At 35.2% G+C, this 17047-nt stretch carries 14 protein-coding genes; 6 read left to right on the plus strand and 8 right to left on the minus strand.

The window, feature by feature from the left end; all coding sequences use genetic code 11:
- Positions 1 to 96: 96 nt before the first annotated feature.
- Both G3A47_RS07590 and G3A47_RS07595 read right to left on the minus strand, forming a co-directional pair.
- Positions 97 to 1299 (minus strand): DUF418 domain-containing protein, encoded by a 1203-nt coding sequence (locus G3A47_RS07590; RefSeq protein WP_166921573.1) that lies wholly within the window; start codon positions 1297 to 1299, stop codon positions 97 to 99.
- 188 nt (positions 1300 to 1487) lie between these two features.
- Positions 1488 to 2426: an L-threonine 3-dehydrogenase gene (locus G3A47_RS07595; protein ID WP_166921574.1), complete on the minus strand. Its 939-nt coding sequence runs from the start codon at positions 2424 to 2426 to the stop codon at positions 1488 to 1490.
- Between the two features lie 426 nt (positions 2427 to 2852).
- On the opposite strand from G3A47_RS07595, the gene G3A47_RS07600 reads away from it, so the two are divergent.
- Together G3A47_RS07600 and mfd are read left to right on the plus strand one after the other, a co-directional pair.
- A complete protein-coding gene (locus G3A47_RS07600) occupies positions 2853 to 3455 on the plus strand; it encodes a hypothetical protein (protein ID WP_166921575.1) in 603 nt (200 codons plus the stop codon).
- Positions 3448 to 6813, plus strand: a complete 3366-nt coding sequence (gene mfd / locus G3A47_RS07605; RefSeq protein ID WP_166921576.1) for a transcription-repair coupling factor — start codon at positions 3448 to 3450, stop codon at positions 6811 to 6813. Before G3A47_RS07600 ends, mfd begins: the two co-directional genes overlap by 8 nt.
- A gap of 1255 nt (positions 6814 to 8068) precedes the next feature.
- Here the strand turns inward: mfd and G3A47_RS07610 are convergent.
- The 3 genes from G3A47_RS07610 to G3A47_RS07620 form a co-directional block, all read right to left on the minus strand.
- Positions 8069 to 8725: an aspartate kinase gene (locus G3A47_RS07610; RefSeq protein WP_042564741.1), complete on the minus strand. Its 657-nt coding sequence runs from the start codon at positions 8723 to 8725 to the stop codon at positions 8069 to 8071.
- Positions 8726 to 8845: 120 nt separating this feature from the next.
- Positions 8846 to 9205, minus strand: a complete 360-nt coding sequence (locus G3A47_RS07615) for a YraN family protein (protein WP_166921577.1) — start codon at positions 9203 to 9205, stop codon at positions 8846 to 8848.
- 296 nt (positions 9206 to 9501) lie between these two features.
- On the minus strand, positions 9502 to 10401 hold the full coding sequence (locus G3A47_RS07620; protein ID WP_166921578.1) for a S66 peptidase family protein: 900 nt from the start codon (positions 10399 to 10401) through the stop codon (positions 9502 to 9504).
- A gap of 239 nt (positions 10402 to 10640) precedes the next feature.
- Here G3A47_RS07620 and G3A47_RS07625 point away from each other — a divergent pair, with 239 nt between their 5' ends.
- The 3 genes from G3A47_RS07625 to G3A47_RS07635 all read left to right on the plus strand — a co-directional run bounded on the left by G3A47_RS07625 (position 10641) and on the right by G3A47_RS07635 (position 12889).
- Positions 10641 to 11744: an endonuclease/exonuclease/phosphatase family protein gene (locus G3A47_RS07625; protein WP_208328346.1), complete on the plus strand. Its 1104-nt coding sequence runs from the start codon at positions 10641 to 10643 to the stop codon at positions 11742 to 11744.
- Positions 11745 to 11944: 200 nt separating this feature from the next.
- The gene (locus tag G3A47_RS07630) at positions 11945 to 12484 is read left to right on the plus strand and encodes a 3-hydroxyanthranilate 3,4-dioxygenase (RefSeq protein ID WP_166921579.1); all 540 of its coding nucleotides are present in this window, start codon (positions 11945 to 11947) and stop codon (positions 12482 to 12484) included.
- Between the two features lie 93 nt (positions 12485 to 12577).
- Positions 12578 to 12889 carry a hypothetical protein gene (locus G3A47_RS07635; RefSeq protein WP_166921580.1) on the plus strand — a complete coding sequence of 104 codons (312 nt, stop codon included), beginning with the start codon at positions 12578 to 12580 and terminating at the stop codon, positions 12887 to 12889.
- A 1-nt stretch (position 12890) separates the two neighbouring features.
- Here the strand turns inward: G3A47_RS07635 and G3A47_RS07640 are convergent, their stop codons facing one another.
- Positions 12891 to 13181, minus strand: coding sequence for a type II toxin-antitoxin system RelE/ParE family toxin (locus G3A47_RS07640; protein ID WP_166921581.1), 291 nt, complete (start codon positions 13179 to 13181; stop codon positions 12891 to 12893).
- A gap of 38 nt (positions 13182 to 13219) precedes the next feature.
- Entirely contained in the window at positions 13220 to 14179 is a 960-nt protein-coding gene (locus G3A47_RS07645; protein ID WP_166921582.1) for an MBL fold metallo-hydrolase, read from the minus strand.
- 183 nt (positions 14180 to 14362) lie between these two features.
- Here G3A47_RS07645 and amaB point away from each other — a divergent pair, with 183 nt between their 5' ends.
- Positions 14363 to 15916, plus strand: a complete 1554-nt coding sequence (amaB, locus tag G3A47_RS07650) for an L-piperidine-6-carboxylate dehydrogenase (protein ID WP_166921583.1) — start codon at positions 14363 to 14365, stop codon at positions 15914 to 15916.
- A gap of 351 nt (positions 15917 to 16267) precedes the next feature.
- On the opposite strand, the gene G3A47_RS07655 is transcribed toward amaB, so the two are convergent.
- Complete coding sequence (locus G3A47_RS07655) at positions 16268 to 17041, minus strand: Bax inhibitor-1/YccA family protein (protein WP_166921584.1); 774 nt, start codon at positions 17039 to 17041, stop codon at positions 16268 to 16270.
- Positions 17042 to 17047: the final 6 nt, after the last annotated feature.

The following is a 17047-nucleotide window of genomic DNA, read 5'->3' on the forward strand; positions in this document are numbered from 1 at the left end:
TTTTTGACTCATTTTGAGCAATTTAAGGGGTTCGCTTTCTTTAAGTATAACATTTGTCTTGTTGATAAACAATGTTTTGTGGTATTATGAATGTGCTTATAAAATAGTTTTTGTCTCTGCTACAATATCGTTTTGTACTGTTTTTTTTAGCGGAAACATTTTTCTGTAACTCAATACTCTCCACAACCACTCAACCGGACCATAATTGTATCTGCTAAGCCACCATTTGCTTAAGAACAGCTGAAGGATGAATACAAATACAGCCAGGAAAAAGTAAAACCAATACGGTAAAGTGTTGTAAATTTTGAAACCAACTCCTGAGAAAAGAAAGAAAGCAATAACGTTTTGCATCATATAATTGGTTAAAGTCATTTTACCGCTAACGCTGAAATAGTTGAAAACTGTTTTCAGTTTTCCGTTGGTATAGAGTAAACATATTCCGGATGCAATACATAACATTGTATTTATTATGATCCAGAAAACCGGATGAAAGTAAGTAAAAGTTATTTTCTGTTTGATGGCAATTTCGAAAAGAACACCGGAAAGAATGGCCAAAATCAATGTGATAATAGTGGTGCGTTTCAGAAGCTTTTTTAATTCAGGCAAGCGATTAAAGAAGTTAATCTTTTGCGCATAAAAACCCAAAAGCATCAGGGCAAACATTACGACATGTACGGTAACGGAATAACGAAGATTAAGCATTTCCTGATAGTAAGTTCCGAGCAGATTAAATTGGAATACATCCAGCCAGTTATCCGAATAAAATAATTTTAGATATTTGGCGGTTGACTGTACGTCAGGCAGCGTTTGTTTTATTGCATTAATGTAGGCGGTGAGAAACGGAACGGATATTAAAAGCACTATGCTCGATATAAGAATGGTTTTGGCAGAACTTCTGTAAAAAAGCAAAAGAAACAAACCTAAAAAAGCATAATCTTTTAGGATATCACCAAGCCAAAAAGCAGAATTTATAAAAGCAAAAACAAAAAGCAGAAACATTCTCCAGCAAAAAAAAGAAACCGGATTTTTGCCTTTATCTGCTACATTATTAATGAGTACTGCAAACCCGTACCCAAATAAAATACTTAATAAAGTCCAGGATTTTGCAGAAAAAATATATGAGTTTAAATAGCTGATGATTTCAGAAAAAGGGCCTTTTTTTTGAATAAAACGTTCTAATCCGATGTAGCGGAAATCGACATAATTTCCGATTGCTACACCCAACAGGGCCCATCCTCTTAAAATATCAACGATGGCAGTTCTTTTATCCCCTTGAATAGGATTTAATGAATTTGTCATAAATTTAACTGGTTTTGTACCTTTTGTAAAAGGTTTTGGTTAATTGAGTTTGTTAAATGCAGGTCAAATGTAAGAAATTGTGTAGTTCGTGCTTTTCGAATGGAGATATTTTTTCATAAAAAAGCCTGTTATTTTAAAAGAAAATCCTTTTAAAATAACAGGCTTATATAAAGTAAAAGCTTTTGGTTTTATCCTAAATGCTCCAGCATATCTTTTGTCATAGACTCTAAGTCAAAAGTATGTTTCCAGTCCCAGTCTTCTCTGGCAGAGCTGTCATCAATACTTGCAGGCCAGCTGTCGGCAATTTTCTGACGGAAATCCGGATTGTAAGTAATTTCAAATTCCGGAATATGTTTTTTAATTTCAGCAGCGATTTCTGTTGGCGTGAAACTCATTGCAGCTAAATTATAAGACGAATGAATTTTGATTTTTTCAGCCGGTGCTTTCATAATGTTGATAGTAGCATCAATTGCATCATCCATATACATCATTGGCATTTTTGTTTCTGATGACAGAAAACATTCGTATTTTTTATCAGCAATTGCTTTGTAAAAAATATCAACAGCATAATCGGTAGTTCCGCCACCCGGAGGTGTAGACCAGCTGATTAAACCGGGATAACGAATACTGCGAACATCTACACCATAGATATTATGGTAGTATTCACACCATCTTTCTCCGGCCTGTTTGCTAATTCCGTAAACAGTAGAAGGTTCCATTACGGTATATTGTGGCGTGTTTTCTTTTGGAGTTGTTGGTCCAAAAACGGCAATACTGGATGGCCAGAAGATTTTTTGGATTTTCTTTGCTTTGGCTAAATTTAAAACATGAAATAAAGAGTTCATATTCAAATCCCATGCAAATGCCGGATTCTTTTCGGCTGTAGCAGATAAAAGTGCTGCCATCAAATAAACATCGGTAATTTTATGCAATTCAACCAAATGTTCAATTTGATTAAAATCTAAAGCATTGACCACTTCAAAAGGCCCTGAATTAACAACGTCAGTATTTAATTTCCGGATATCAGAAGCAATTACATTTTCTGTTCCGTACAATTTACGCAATTTTTGAGTCAGTTCAGTCCCAATTTGACCGCAAGCGCCAATGATCAAGATTTTTGGATTCATGTGTTAATTTTTTAGAGAGACAAATATAACGTTTTCGCAAAGAAATATGTTTTTTAATAATCTAAAATGTAAATTTAACAGTAATGAAGTTTCTTTGTTGGGTTATTCTCTATGATTGTGCGATTGACCGGAAGAAAATCGCCACAGATTAAAAAAGTTAGCCACGAATTTCACGAATTTGCACGAATTCATTAATAATTTTCTTGGGAGCGATTTTAGCTAATACTTAGATGGATCAAAATAGATTTAAGATCTTTTACATTATAAAGAAATTAGTAAAAAAAGAAATTAGCGGAAATTTGTGTAATTGCTTCGCCTGTTCGCTATCGCTCGAGTCGTGGCAAAAAAGGACTGTGATTTAAAGCGCAAAACAGACTTTATAAATGTAAATTTACTTTGTAACTTTGTAGCTTAATGTTTTACCAAATGAAATATAAAATATCTCTTTTTCTACTTTTGATTTTTGTACTGAATTCATGTCAGGGTGAAGATGAAAAACGTCGTGAAGCCCAAAAAAAAGAAGCTAAAAAGAAGGAAGCCATCTTTAATAACATCAATAAAGGCTGGACTTTTATGGATGAACCCATCAATGAGGTTTCTGAGCAAAATACAGTGGTATGGACCGAATGGCGTGATTTTTTAAAGGAAATAGGTCAAAAACCAAGGAAAACAATTGGGGGATTTCAACAAAAATCAGAAGTAATAGCTAAGAAAGCGATGCTTTTAAATAATAATATTCCCGCACAATTTAATCAGCCTCAGATAAGAAGCAGGATTTCGATTCTGATCACTAAAGTCAAAATGATGAATTTGTATATTCACCTGAGTACAATTCCGGACGATAAAGTGGTTTTTTTAATTGGAGATATCAATAAAGAGTTAGTATCGTTAGAGCGACAAATGGATAAAGTGGTGGAGAAAGCCAAAATTCCAAAAGAAGAAGGTGAAGCCGATTTTCTGAGAATGTTAGATACTACACGTGCAATTCCGAACGCAATCCCGGATCCAAATTTACCTAAAGTTGAGTAAAAACGCCTTATATACTATCTATGACAATTTGCCTAAAAGCGAGCAGATTGCCACACAATTACTGGAGCAAAATCAAGTAAAAATGCATCTTAGCGGATTGTTGGGATCGGCAGTTTCATTTGTAGTTCGTAGTGTTTTTAAGAAAACCGAATTGCCTTTTTTGATTGTTTTAGACAACAAAGAAGAAGCGGCCTATTATCTGAACGATTTAGAGCAAATGATTGGCGAACAGGATGTTTTGTTTTATCCCGGTTCGTTCCGTCGTCCGTATCAGATTGAAGAGACCGATAATGCCAATGTTTTATTGCGTGCTGAGGTATTAAACCGAATTAATTCCCGCAAAAAACCGGCGGTAATTGTGACTTATCCTGAAGCTCTTTTTGAAAAAGTAGTGACCAGAAGGGAACTTGATAAAAATACACTCAAAGTGGCTTTGAATGATAAAATTTCAATAGATTTTATCAACGAAGTTTTGTTTGAATACGAATTTAAAAGAGTTGATTTTATTACCGAACCCGGTGAATTTTCAGTTCGTGGAGGAATTGTCGATGTGTTTTCCTTTTCAAATGATCATCCGTATCGAATTGAGTTTTTTGGAAATGAAGTAGACAGTATTAGAAGTTTTGATGTTGAAACGCAATTGTCGGTAGAAACACATAAAAAAATCACGATTATTCCGAACGTGGAGAACAAGATTTTTCAGGAGAATCGGGAGAGTTTTCTGGATTATATTGCAGAAAGAACAGTCTTGTTTATTCAAAACACAGAAGGACTTTTCGCTCAGTTGGATAAACAATTTGCCAGAGCGGAAGAGGCTTTTGGGAAACTTTCGGGAGAAATTAAGCATGCGGCTCCTGAACAACTGTTCTTAAATCAGGCCGGATTTATAAAAAGAGCCTTAGATTTCTCGATTGTCGAATTGACGTCAAAGCCAATTTTCAAAACAACAAAAAGTTTCGAATTTTATATACAGCCACAGCCATCTTTCAACAAGCAGTTTGATTTGTTGTTGAATAATCTGAGCGACAATCATTTTAACGGCTATAAAAATTATTTATTCTGTTCGAATGAAACGCAGGCAAAACGATTCCATGATATTTTTGAAACCTTAGACGAGGCCAATTCTGAAAATATCAGAAAGCAGTATCATACCATTGTACTGCCTTTATATCAAGGATTTATTGACGAAGAAAATCAGATTACGGCCTATACAGACCATCAGATTTTTGAACGATATCATAAATTTAATATCAAAAACGGATATTCTAAAAAGCAGAATATTACGTTAAAAGAACTTACGGCACTTTCTGTGGGAGATTATGTTACGCATATTGATCACGGGATTGGGAAGTTTGGCGGTTTGCAGAAAATTCAGGTCGAAGGCAAAACCCAGGAAGCTATAAAATTGGTTTATGCCGATAATGATATCGTGTATGTAAGTATACATTCGCTTCATAAAATTTCAAAATACAACGGGAAAGACGGAACGCCACCTAAAATTTATAAGTTAGGATCGAACGCCTGGAAGATTTTAAAACAAAAAACCAAAGCGCGCGTCAAACATATTGCATTCAACTTAATCCAGTTGTATGCAAAACGACGTTTAGAAAAAGGATTTCAGTTTGCGCCGGACAGCTATCTGCAAAACGAATTAGAAAGTTCTTTTATTTATGAAGATACGCCGGATCAGACCAAATCGACAGCAGAGGTAAAAGCCGATATGGAAAGCGACAGACCTATGGACCGATTGGTTTGTGGTGACGTTGGTTTTGGTAAGACGGAGGTGGCTATTCGTGCCGCTTTTAAAGCCGTTGACAATAGTAAACAAGTAGCTGTTCTGGTTCCGACCACTATTTTGGCGTACCAGCATTATCGTACTTTTACAGAGCGACTAAAAGATATGCCGGTTTCTATTGGTTATTTAAACCGATTCAGAACGGCTAAACAGAAATCGGAAACCTTAAAGCAACTAGCGGAAGGGAAATTGGATATCGTAATTGGGACCCATCAGTTGGTAAACAAAAATGTGGTTTTTAAAGACCTTGGTTTATTGATTGTAGATGAGGAACAGAAATTTGGAGTTAATGTAAAAGACAAACTCAAAACCATAGCGGCAAACGTAGATACATTGACACTAACCGCTACGCCAATTCCGAGAACATTACAGTTTTCGTTAATGGCAGCGCGTGATTTGTCTGTAATTACAACACCACCACCCAATCGTTATCCGATTGAGACCAATGTAGTTGGTTTTAGTGAAGAGGTGATTCGGGATGCAATTTCATATGAAATTCAGCGAAACGGACAGGTTTTCTTTATCAACAACAGAATCGAAAATATAAAAGAAGTGGCTGGAATGATCCAGCGTTTGGTTCCAAATGCCAGAGTTGGAATTGGTCATGGGCAAATGGAAGGCGCAAAACTCGAAGAATTGATGTTGGGCTTTATGAACGGAGATTTTGATGTTTTGGTCGCAACCACAATCATCGAAAGCGGTCTGGATGTACCAAATGCCAATACAATTTTCATCAATAATGCCAATAATTTCGGATTGTCAGATTTGCATCAGATGCGTGGTAGAGTAGGACGTAGCAACAAAAAAGCATTTTGTTATTTTATTTGCCCGCCTTATTCATCAATGACCGAGGATGCCCGTAAACGTATTCAGGCGCTTGAGCAGTTTAGCGAACTCGGAAGCGGATTTAATATCGCGATGAAAGATCTTGAGATTCGTGGTGCAGGAGATTTATTAGGAGGTGAGCAAAGTGGTTTTATCAATGAAATTGGTTTTGATACCTACCAGAAAATCATGAACGAAGCCATTGAAGAATTAAAGGAAAACGAATTCAAAGATTTATATCCTGAAGAAAACAATATTGACACCAAAGAATATGTAAAAGACATTCAGATCGATGCTGATTTCGAATTATTATTCCCCGATGAGTACATCAACAATGTCTCTGAACGTTTGGTTTTATATAACGAATTAGGAGCGGTAAAAGACGAAGCAGGTTTACAGGAATTCGAAAGAAAACTAATTGATCGATTTGGTCCTTTACCAAAACAAGCAATATCTCTGTTAAACAGCATCCGCATTAAATGGATTGCAACCCGGGTTGGAATCGAGAAACTGGTCATGAAACAAGGTAAAATGATTGGTTATTTTGTGTCAGATCAGCAATCAGATTATTATCAATCGGCTAAGTTTAGAAACGTTTTGCAGTTTGTACAAAAGCAAAGTTCGCTTTGTAAAATGAAAGAAAAACAAACCGTAAACGGATTGCGTTTACTGTTGACTTTTGATAACGTAAAATCTATCAAACGCGCTTTGGAATTGATGGAGTTGTTTGAGGAGTAGAGGTAGTTTTGCCACAGATTTCACGAATTAACACGAATTGAAACCTTTTTATTGGTTTCTGATTTGAGTTTGAAATCGTGTAATTTTTTTTAAAGTAGTTAAGGCTATTTTTTGGCTATAGTTGCTGTTTAATACTCAAGGTAAGGTTTTTTAGTATTAAAAATAAATCAGTTTAATCGAATTAATCTGTGATAAAATAACTGCCACAGATTTCAATGGTTTAAAAGATTTTTTTCTCACTTATAGTTGCCTTTAGTGACTTAGGTCAAATTGGTGTCTGATAGAGATTAGTTTTTGAAATTGAGGTAATTTCAGTCTCTCGTGTAGCAAATTGCTGTATTGAAAGTACAGCGTGATTTAGCTAAAAGAAAAAACATTCGTGGTAATTCGTGAAATTAGCGGCAAAAAAAATCACCCCAAATAGAGTGATTTGATTGGTTAAAAGTGGTTTTTTGGTCTAGACAGTTTGATCAGAAACCCGAAGTATACTACTTTGTCTGTTAGGCTCCTGATTGTATTTTTAGTGATATCCAGTTTCTGAATATGTTTTTGAATAATCAATTCTGTTAACGAGTTAACAAATATATAAAAATATTATTCTTAAAAAATTGTGTTTAAAAAAATAATATTCTTCTTTTTTTTAGTGTTTTTGTATGGAGTGTCGCTAGAAATAAGGGAAAGCTTCTTTTTTTAGCGATAAATTCCAGGTAAGTATTTCAAAAAATTAACAAGTGTAGAGGTGTTTTTTAAGAATATTCGTTCCTGATTTCGTTTAAATGCTGTTTTTTTATAGAAACTTCTTGCCCTGTTAAAAATGTGCAGTTTATTTTAAACGCAAAGAACACAAAGAATTTTGTTTATACCGATCGTAAAGTTTGCAAGCTTTAAGTGTAATCTTTGCGCACTCCTATGTTTGCAGTGAAATTTTTTCACGCAGATTTGCTTCGCCAGTTCGCTATCGCTCGGGTAGCAGATTTATTCAGATCGTTTTTATCTGAGTACAAAACAAATATCGGCTTAATCTGCAAAATCTGCGTGCAAAAGACTTTGCTTTGTGTTAATACTTTGCAGGCTCTTTGCGTAAATCTTTGCGCACCTTGCGGTTAAACTAGCACAAAGGGGGACTAAAATTCTAATTTCTTCGAGGGTTCTGTAGTAAGGTTTACAAATAAAAAATCCTTTTATCTTTCGTTTAATTTAAAAGATAAAAGGATATATAAAGGAAGAATCGTGTGATTCTGTGTAATTGTTGGAATTAGTTTTTTAGGTCTTTAATTACTTTAAAAGCAACATCAACCTGATCTTCTCCTACCAAAATTGTAAATTCATTGGAAGTAGAAATTACTTCATTAATAATAATTCCTTCCCAAGCCAGACGCTGAAAAATAAAATAATAAATACCCGGAACAACAATATTCTCTTTCGGAAGTTTAACCGTAATTGAGGCTAAATTATCTAATTTCTGAATTAGTTTTTCGCGCATAAAGTGTTTTTCCACCAAATGATTAACGCTGCTGCTCACTACGATATTAGTTTCATTTACACCACGTGATGAAGTATAGAAAATATCAGACAGTACATTAATATCAGAGATTAAGTCAGCTTGTTTGTTTAAAACAGTTTCAGAAGCAGCAAAAGTGTAATCCGTTAATTCGGAACGAACCGTAATTTCTCCAATATTCTTAATGACTTTGTTGATTTTGTGATTCAGTTTAAAATCCAGTTCTTCGGTGAGTCGTTTAAGAGACATTACAACAGCGCCTTGTTTTACTTCTTTGCCAAACTCACTTTCCAACTCGGTCATAATGTTCCGTGACAGTGAAGTAAGATTGATGATTCCCAGCGATAACGCATTTAATAAAAAAGGTTTTGTTTTAATGTAATTTTCGACAATTGAAGAAACGGTTTTCATAATTTTTTACTTGTTTTTTGAGTAACTTGATTGGATGGTTTAGTTAATTGTGATGTTATAAATCCACGCAAATATAAATAAAAAAACAATTTGTTAAAATTATAACAATGAAAAATTATGTTAAAAATGATAAAAAGCGTTTGTAAGATGTTCAATTGCAAATGTTTCACTTTTTTTATGGATCGCAATGATATCAAAACGGACTTCAAAATCTATTTCCCTATCGTTTATGTAGGCATTTACTGCTTTAACGAGTAACTGGATTTTTTTTGGCTTGACAAATTCTTGTGGTAGACCAAAATCAATACTCGATCTTGTTTTGACTTCAATTATGGCTAAAATGTTTTCTTTTTTGGCAATTATATCTATTTCGGCCTTCTGAAATGTCCAGTTTTGGTCGAGGATTTCATAACCGTTTTCTATGAGGAAGTCTACAGCAAGTTCTTCTCCTTTTTTTCCGAGTTCGTTGTGTTTTGCCATTTTTTATAGTCCTGCTTTTTTTAAACCATATAAGTTATTTGAGAAAACATAAGTCTGGCTAATAGGGTATAATTATATGCCGGTTGATATTTTACTATGTTCGCTGGAAAATTTTTCACGCAGATTTACACAGCTTGTTTTATCGGAATCGCAAAACAAAAATATCTGCAAAATCTGCGTGCATAAAAAACTTTGCGACTCCTATATGTCACGTATAATTTTCACGAGCTACACCCAAAGTAGTAAGTGTAGCTTTAAATGTACTTATATCACTTATATGGTTTAAACCCCACAAGCTATTGGTTAAAAAGAACAGTGCTCCCCGATGCATTAACATCAATTGTAATCGTATTTCCCATAATCAAAGCTCTATTGTCCTGAATATGCCCTGCCGGAAAATTAAAGATTACCGGGATGTTGTACTTTTTAGTGACATCATCTACTATTTCGACCGCATTTTTCCCCCAAGGCACTTCATTGTCTTTCATTTTTGTCATAGCGCCAACAATAATTCCTTTTAGGTTTTCAATGCAACCGTTGCGTCGCAGATTCATCATCATACGATCGATATGATATAGATATTCGTCCAAATCTTCAATAAACAAAATTTTGTCTTTGCAGTCTATTGCAGATGGAGAACCTAATAAACTATAGAGTATAGATAAATTTCCACCGACTAATTCACCGGTTGCTTTCCCAAAACGATTCATTTTATCCGGGCCAACAGTATAAGACAGAGGTTCACCAAACAAAGCTGATTTCATAGAGCTAATGGCATCCGGAGTAGCCCGTGGAATGGTAACAGGCATGACACCATGAATCGACTTATAACCCATTGTGTTTAAATGGTTGTGTAAGACCGTAACGTCGCTAAAACCAACAACCCATTTTGGGTGTTGTTTGAATTTGGTAAAATCTAAAAGATCAATCATTCTAACTGTTCCATATCCGCCACGAACACACCAAATTGCTTTAATATTCGGGTTGTCTAATTGTTTTTGAAAATCGGCGGCACGTTGTTCATCTGTTCCTGCTAATTGGTTTACATCAAGACCTATGGTGCTTCCTATTACAGCCTTTAAACCCCAGCTATGTAATAAATCAATGGTAGGTTTAAGATTGTCATCTATATTTTTTCTCGCGGTTGCCAGTATAGCTATGGTGTCTCCTTTTTGTAAATAAGGTGGTGTTATCATGTTTTGTTGAGATTGACAGGTGAATGATTGTAAAGCAAAAGTAAGAAATACGATTTTGCAAATGACAAAACGATTCTTTAGGTATTGAAAGCTTTTTAAGTTCATATTTTCCTTTGCTTGATGTATTAATGCTAAGCAGCAAATATAGCTATTTTAAAAATTACAAACACAAGAAATATCTTACAAATAATGTTTTTATTTTGTACTTTAGATGTTTTTAAATATTTATAGAAACTACAATGGCTAAAGTTTTTTTGATTCTTTTTTTCTCCCTCTCCACTTTAATGGGGCAATCTAAAAAGTATACTATTCATACGGTGGCTTTTTATAATTTGGAAAATCTTTTCGATACTATAAATGATTCAGAAAAAAAGGATGATGAGTGGACTCCAAACGGAATTCAAAATTGGACTAATGAAAAGTATCAGCAGAAGTTAAAAAATCTGGCAAAGGTACTATCTGAAATTGGAACAGTTGAGAATAAAAATACGGCGACTTTAATAGGGGTAGCTGAGATTGAAAACAGAGGAGTCCTGGAGGATTTAGTAAAGCAGTCAAAATTGCAGTATTATGATTATGGAATCATTCATTTCGATTCACCGGACAGACGCGGAATTGATGTTGCTTTATTGTTTCAGAAGAAATATTTCAGACCGAGTTCATTTTCGAGCATTCCGTTGTATATTGATAAAGATGCAATAGAGGTTAGAAAAGGAAAGAAGAATGAGTCAGAGGAAGAAATGAAAGTCGCGGCCGGAAGCAATCGTGTTTTCACAAGAGATCAGCTTTTGGTTACAGGATTTTTAGAAGAGGAAGAAATAAATATCATTGTCAATCATTGGCCATCACGTTGGGGTGGAGAAGCTGTTTCCGGCAAATATCGGGAAGCTGCCGGCAGACTGAATCGGAAAATTATTGATTCCTTGCAGCAAATAAATCCGGAAGCTAAAATTATAACTATGGGAGATTTTAATGACGGTCCATACAGTAAAAGTATAAAAGAGGTTTTGGGAGCAAAGTCAAAAAAAGCAGAGGTTTCTGAATTTGGACTCTTTAACCCGTTTGGGCAAATGATTACTAACGGAATGGGTACACTTGCTTTTAGAGATTCCTGGGATCTTTTCGATCAGATCATACTGTCCGAATCTTTGATAAGACCTGATTTCTCGTCTTTTAAATTCTGGAAAGCCGATATTTTTAGAAAGCCGTATATCGTTCAGCCCTCCGGGAGATATAAAGGATATCCATTACGGAATACATTGACAGAAGCGGGTTTTAGTGATCATTTTCCGGTTTATATGTATTTGATTAAAGAAATCCATCCGCACAAACAAAGACCGTAGAGATGGACTGCAGTCCATCTCCATCTATTTATTATTCATCTCAACATCGTTCATTTCTATATCATTCATTGCTCTATTTCCCCCGTTAATTCCAATAAAGTAAGCAAAACATTGTTTTTTGTTTTTGTTGAGCGAAAATGAACTGCTGTCTATCTCTACAATTTTAGTAACTTAGCTACATAAAATTTAGACCTGAAAAGATGGCAATAGCTAAACCGTTCAATCTTACAAAATGGATTGAAGAAAATCGTCAATTATTAAAACCACCGGTTGGAAACAAAAACCTTTATGTTGATTCAGGTGATTATATCGTTATGATTGTGGCAGGACCAAACGCCCGAAAAGATTATCATTACAATGAAACCGAGGAGCTTTTTTACCAGCTGGAAGGTAGTATAAAAGTGGTGATTCAGGAAGATGGCGAACGCAAAGAAATGGTTTTAAACGCCGGTGATATGTATCTGCATCCGGCTAAGATTCCACATTCTCCGGTACGTTCAGAAGGCTCAATTGGTTTGGTGATCGAACGCAAACGCGCCGGAAAAGGGTATACAGATGGTTTGCTTTGGCATTGTGATAACTGCAACCATAAATTGTATGAAGTACATTTTGAACTACATAATATCGAGAAAGATTTCTTGCCTCATTTTGAGCATTTCTATAATTCAGAAGCGCTAAGAACCTGTGATAAATGTGGAACTGTAATGGAATCTGATCCTAGGTTTATGGCGAAGAAATAAAGTTTTTGAGGAATATTTTATATTGCTTAAGTGACGATTATAATCGTTTTTGATGTATTTTTGTATTGAATATGATTCTAAAAACTATTAAAAATGATACAAGAAGTAATCGCATATAAGAATATAGTGGATAATATTGAGGATTTAATAGATAAGTCTCCTTTTAAAAAAAATTATATCATCGAAAAGATTGGTATTCCCAGTCCAACATTTTACAGAAAACTAAAGACGCAGTCTTTTACACCTGATGAAATGTTGTCTATTGCAAAAATACTTTCCCCGGAAGAAAATTTCTTGTTAGAGCTAAAGGCTGATATTGCACAAGGGAAGCTGGATTTTGAAAATGGAGATTTTATAACTCATGAAGAAATGCTGGAAGAATTGAAAAATAAAGGATTAATTTAATTTATAAACTAAGAATATTTATAGGTCGCTGACGATTATTCCAAAAAGTAATTAAATTAATATATTCTTCTTGTATTTCGTAATATAAAGTTACTTGTTTTGAAATTACTATTTCCCGGCATTCTAAATCTGCTCTGTATTTGCCTAATTGAGGATTTTTTTCAAGAAGGCTGTTTAAATGTAAAACATCATTGGTGAATTTTTTTGCAACGAAAGGTGACCAGCATATCTCAACATAATTTCGAATATTATAAAAGCTATAAGTAGCTTTTTTAGACCAAAGAATTTTCATGCAGAATAATTTACTTCCGCTAATTTATAAAAATAAACTTACAAAAATATTCTTTTTCCTTGTTCTGGGTAAATAATTTGAATTCCTAAATCATTTTGTTTTTGTAACTGCTCTTTAATTTTTGAAATATTTTTAGTTGGCGGTTTCAAATGTGTTATAATGATTTTAAAATTTTCCAGAGTACCTTTTCCGGCTAATTCTTCCAATACATGAAGTTCCTTCATCAGATAATTCGGAGTTAAATGCCCAAATAAGAATTGGTCGGGTTGCTCGTTTGGAAAGGAGACTTCGATAAGAATCCCTTTTAGTTGTTTGGTTTTAACTAATGGAGCAACAGCGGTCCATAATTCATGCAAATTATTGCTTTTCTCTACCGTATCCGGTCCGGTATCTCCTAAATATAGGGCATAGTTGTTTTCATTTTTAATTAGAAATGCCGTACTCTCAAACGGATTAACATGACTCAGCGGAAAAGCTTTTACCGTCATTGAGGTATTGGTAACGGGAGTTTCTTCTCCAGTTGTTAAGGATTGAAAGTGGTATTTTTTCAAAGGAAATCCGGGGCCATGATCACCAAAATTAGCCCAGGTCTGGTCGTTGAAATAATGATTTTCCATCATTTCCATGCATTTTTTTGTTGCGTAGACAGTCTTGGAAGAATCGGCAGGTGAATTGATGATTAAACCAGAAACATGATCTAAGTGAGCATGAGAAATGAGATAACCTTTAATGTATTTTCGCAATACTTCACTGGTCGAAATCTTAAATGTTTTTTTCTCAATTGCCTTTTCAATTCCGGCATTTATGGTTCCGGCATCAAGGCAGATATAATCGTTTGTTTTTACAGGTGCCAGTAAATAAGCAGAAAGGTTTTTTTCGTCAATGCCACCTTTTACTCCCAGTGGTACAATTTGAAAAGAAGGTTTTTGTCCCTTTTGCGAAAAGGCAGTGGTAGAAATTAAAATAAAGCAAAGAAGAAGCTGCTGGAGAAATCTCATAGTCGGAAGAATTTTGTTGTTGCAAATTTCATCAATTATGAGGAATAAATTGCGCTGTATTTCTGTTATTGATCGTAATTAACCCTAAATTTACTTTCATTTTAACAATTGAATTGAATAAGAATTCAGTTCGAAATAATATCTTTACATAAAAATATAACAATTTTAACTAAAAAAGTTACAATGACAACAATAGCATCACAATTTGGAATGAATGAAGCTCTGGAAAAATTGGGCATCAAAGCAATAAATGAAGGAACATCTACAGGTTTACAAAACTTTTCGTCAGGAGGTATTTTAGAAAGTTATTCTCCGGTTGACGGAAAATTAATTGCTTCTGTTAAAATGTCAACCGCTGCCGATTATGAAAAAGTAATGCAGTCTGCAACAGAAGCTTTCAAAACATTTCGATTGATTCCGGCTCCACAACGTGGCGAAATTGTACGTCAGTTTGGAGAAAAATTGCGTGAGAATAAAGAAGCACTTGGTAAATTGGTTTCTTATGAAATGGGTAAGTCACTTCAGGAAGGTTATGGCGAAGTACAGGAAATGATTGACATCTGCGATTTTGCGGTTGGATTATCACGCCAGCTTCACGGATTGACTATGCATTCTGAAAGACCGGGTCACCGCATGTATGAACAATATCATTCCTTAGGAATTGTAGGGATCATTTCTGCCTTTAATTTCCCGGTTGCCGTTTGGGCATGGAATACAGCACTAGCCTGGATCTCGGGTGATGTTTGTGTTTGGAAACCTTCAGAAAAAACACCTCTTTGTGGTATCGCCTGTCAAAACATCATGGCACAGGTTATTAAAGAAAATAATTTACCGGAAGGGATTTCCTGCCTGATCAATGGGGATTATAAAATTGGCGAGTTAATGACTGCCGATACTCGTATTCCATTAGTTTCTGCTACAGGTTCAACTCGTATGGGGAAAATTGTAGCACAAACCGTTGCAGGACGCTTAGGAAAATCATTACTGGAATTGGGAGGAAACAACGCCATTATCGTGACTCCTGATGCTGATATAAAAATGACTGTTATCGGTGCTGTTTTTGGTGCCGTTGGTACAGCCGGACAACGTTGTACATCAACCAGAAGATTAATCATTCACGAAAGTATTTACGATAAAGTTAGAGATGCCCTAGTGGCTGCTTACAAACAACTGCGCATCGGGAATCCATTGGACGAGAACAATCATGTTGGGCCACTAATTGACACCCATGCTGTCGAAATGTACACTCAGGCTTTACAGAAAGTAGTAGCTGAAGGAGGTACTGTTTTGGTAGAAGGTGGAGTCCTTTCGGGAGAAGGCTACGAGAGTGGTTGTTATGTAAAACCAGCCATTGCCGAAGCGCAAAATTCATTTGAAATTGTACAACACGAGACTTTTGCTCCGGTTTTATACTTACTAAAATATTCAGGCGACGTAGAGGATGCTATTGCGCTTCAGAATGGAGTTGCACAAGGCTTATCATCAGCCATTATGACCAATAATTTACGTGAAGCCGAAAGATTTTTATCTGTAACAGGTTCTGACTGTGGTATTGCCAATGTCAATATCGGGACTTCGGGAGCTGAAATCGGAGGTGCTTTTGGTGGAGAAAAAGAAACCGGAGGCGGTCGCGAATCAGGATCTGATGCCTGGAAAATCTACATGAGACGTCAAACCAATACGATTAATTATACGACGAGTCTTCCATTGGCTCAGGGAATAAAGTTTGATTTGTAAATATCTTTGCGGGTAGAAAGTTTAACCGCAAGGTGCGCTAAGGTTTACGCAAAGTTCGCAAAGGTTTTCATAAAGCTTTGCGAACCTAACGTTCTAGAAAAGTAAAATCCTTGCGGACTTCTATGTTTGCAGTGAAATTTTCTCACGCAGATGGCAGATTTATTCAAATTGTTTTTATCGAAATAACAAAACAAAAATATCTGCTACCCGAGCGATAGCGAACTGGCGAAGCAAATCTGCGTGCAAAAGACTTTCCGTCTTTGCGTTTAGAAAGCTTAACGACAAGAATACTAAGATAAAAAAAGGCCTTTTTGAAATTTCAAAAAGGCCTTTTTTATGAGGTCTAAGTAATTAGTTTTTACTTGATATTTTTGATAGTAATCTTATAAATTCAATGTACAACCAAACTAAGGTGATCATTAATCCCATAGCGCCGTACCATTCCATAAATTTTGGCATTTTTTGTTCAACACCTTTTTCGATTAAGTCAAAATCTAAGAAAAGATTTAAAGCAGCGATGATGATTACAAAAACGCTAATCCCGATACTCATCATAGAGTTTCCGTGATGTACAGGAGTGAAACTCGTAAACATTGAGACAAGCCACGAAATTAAATAATAAGTGGCAATAGCTAATGTAGCGGCAACAACAACTGATTTAAACTGCTCAGTTACTTTAACGATTTTAAATTTAAACAAACCTAAGCATACTAAAAAGGTTACTAATGTAGCACCAACGGCATTGATTACAATTCCGGGATACATGGCTTCAAAAATAGCAGAAATACCACCGATAAACAGACCTTCAAAAAGAGCATAACCGGGTGCTAAATAAGGAGAAGCTTGTGGTTTGAATGCCGAAACTATAACTAAAATAAGGGCTACAACAGCACCTCCAATAGCAGGTAACATTATATTCATTCCGTTAAAAGCCATCCACCAGGTGACCATGGCCGATCCGCATAATATTAAAAATAAAATAGCTGTTTTATTAATTGTACCCGACAAGGTCATATCCTGATTGTAGTCGATAATTTGTGCTTGGTGTACTTCTTCAGCTTTTGAAACAGCATTTGATGAAAAACGCTTGTTGCTTAAAAATGGATTATTTGAGTTGAAGTTCATGTTTTA

Origin of the sequence: Flavobacterium poyangense, assembly GCF_011751075.1 — a bacterium.
In the GTDB taxonomy this organism is placed as follows: Bacteria; Bacteroidota; Bacteroidia; order Flavobacteriales; family Flavobacteriaceae; genus Flavobacterium; species Flavobacterium poyangense.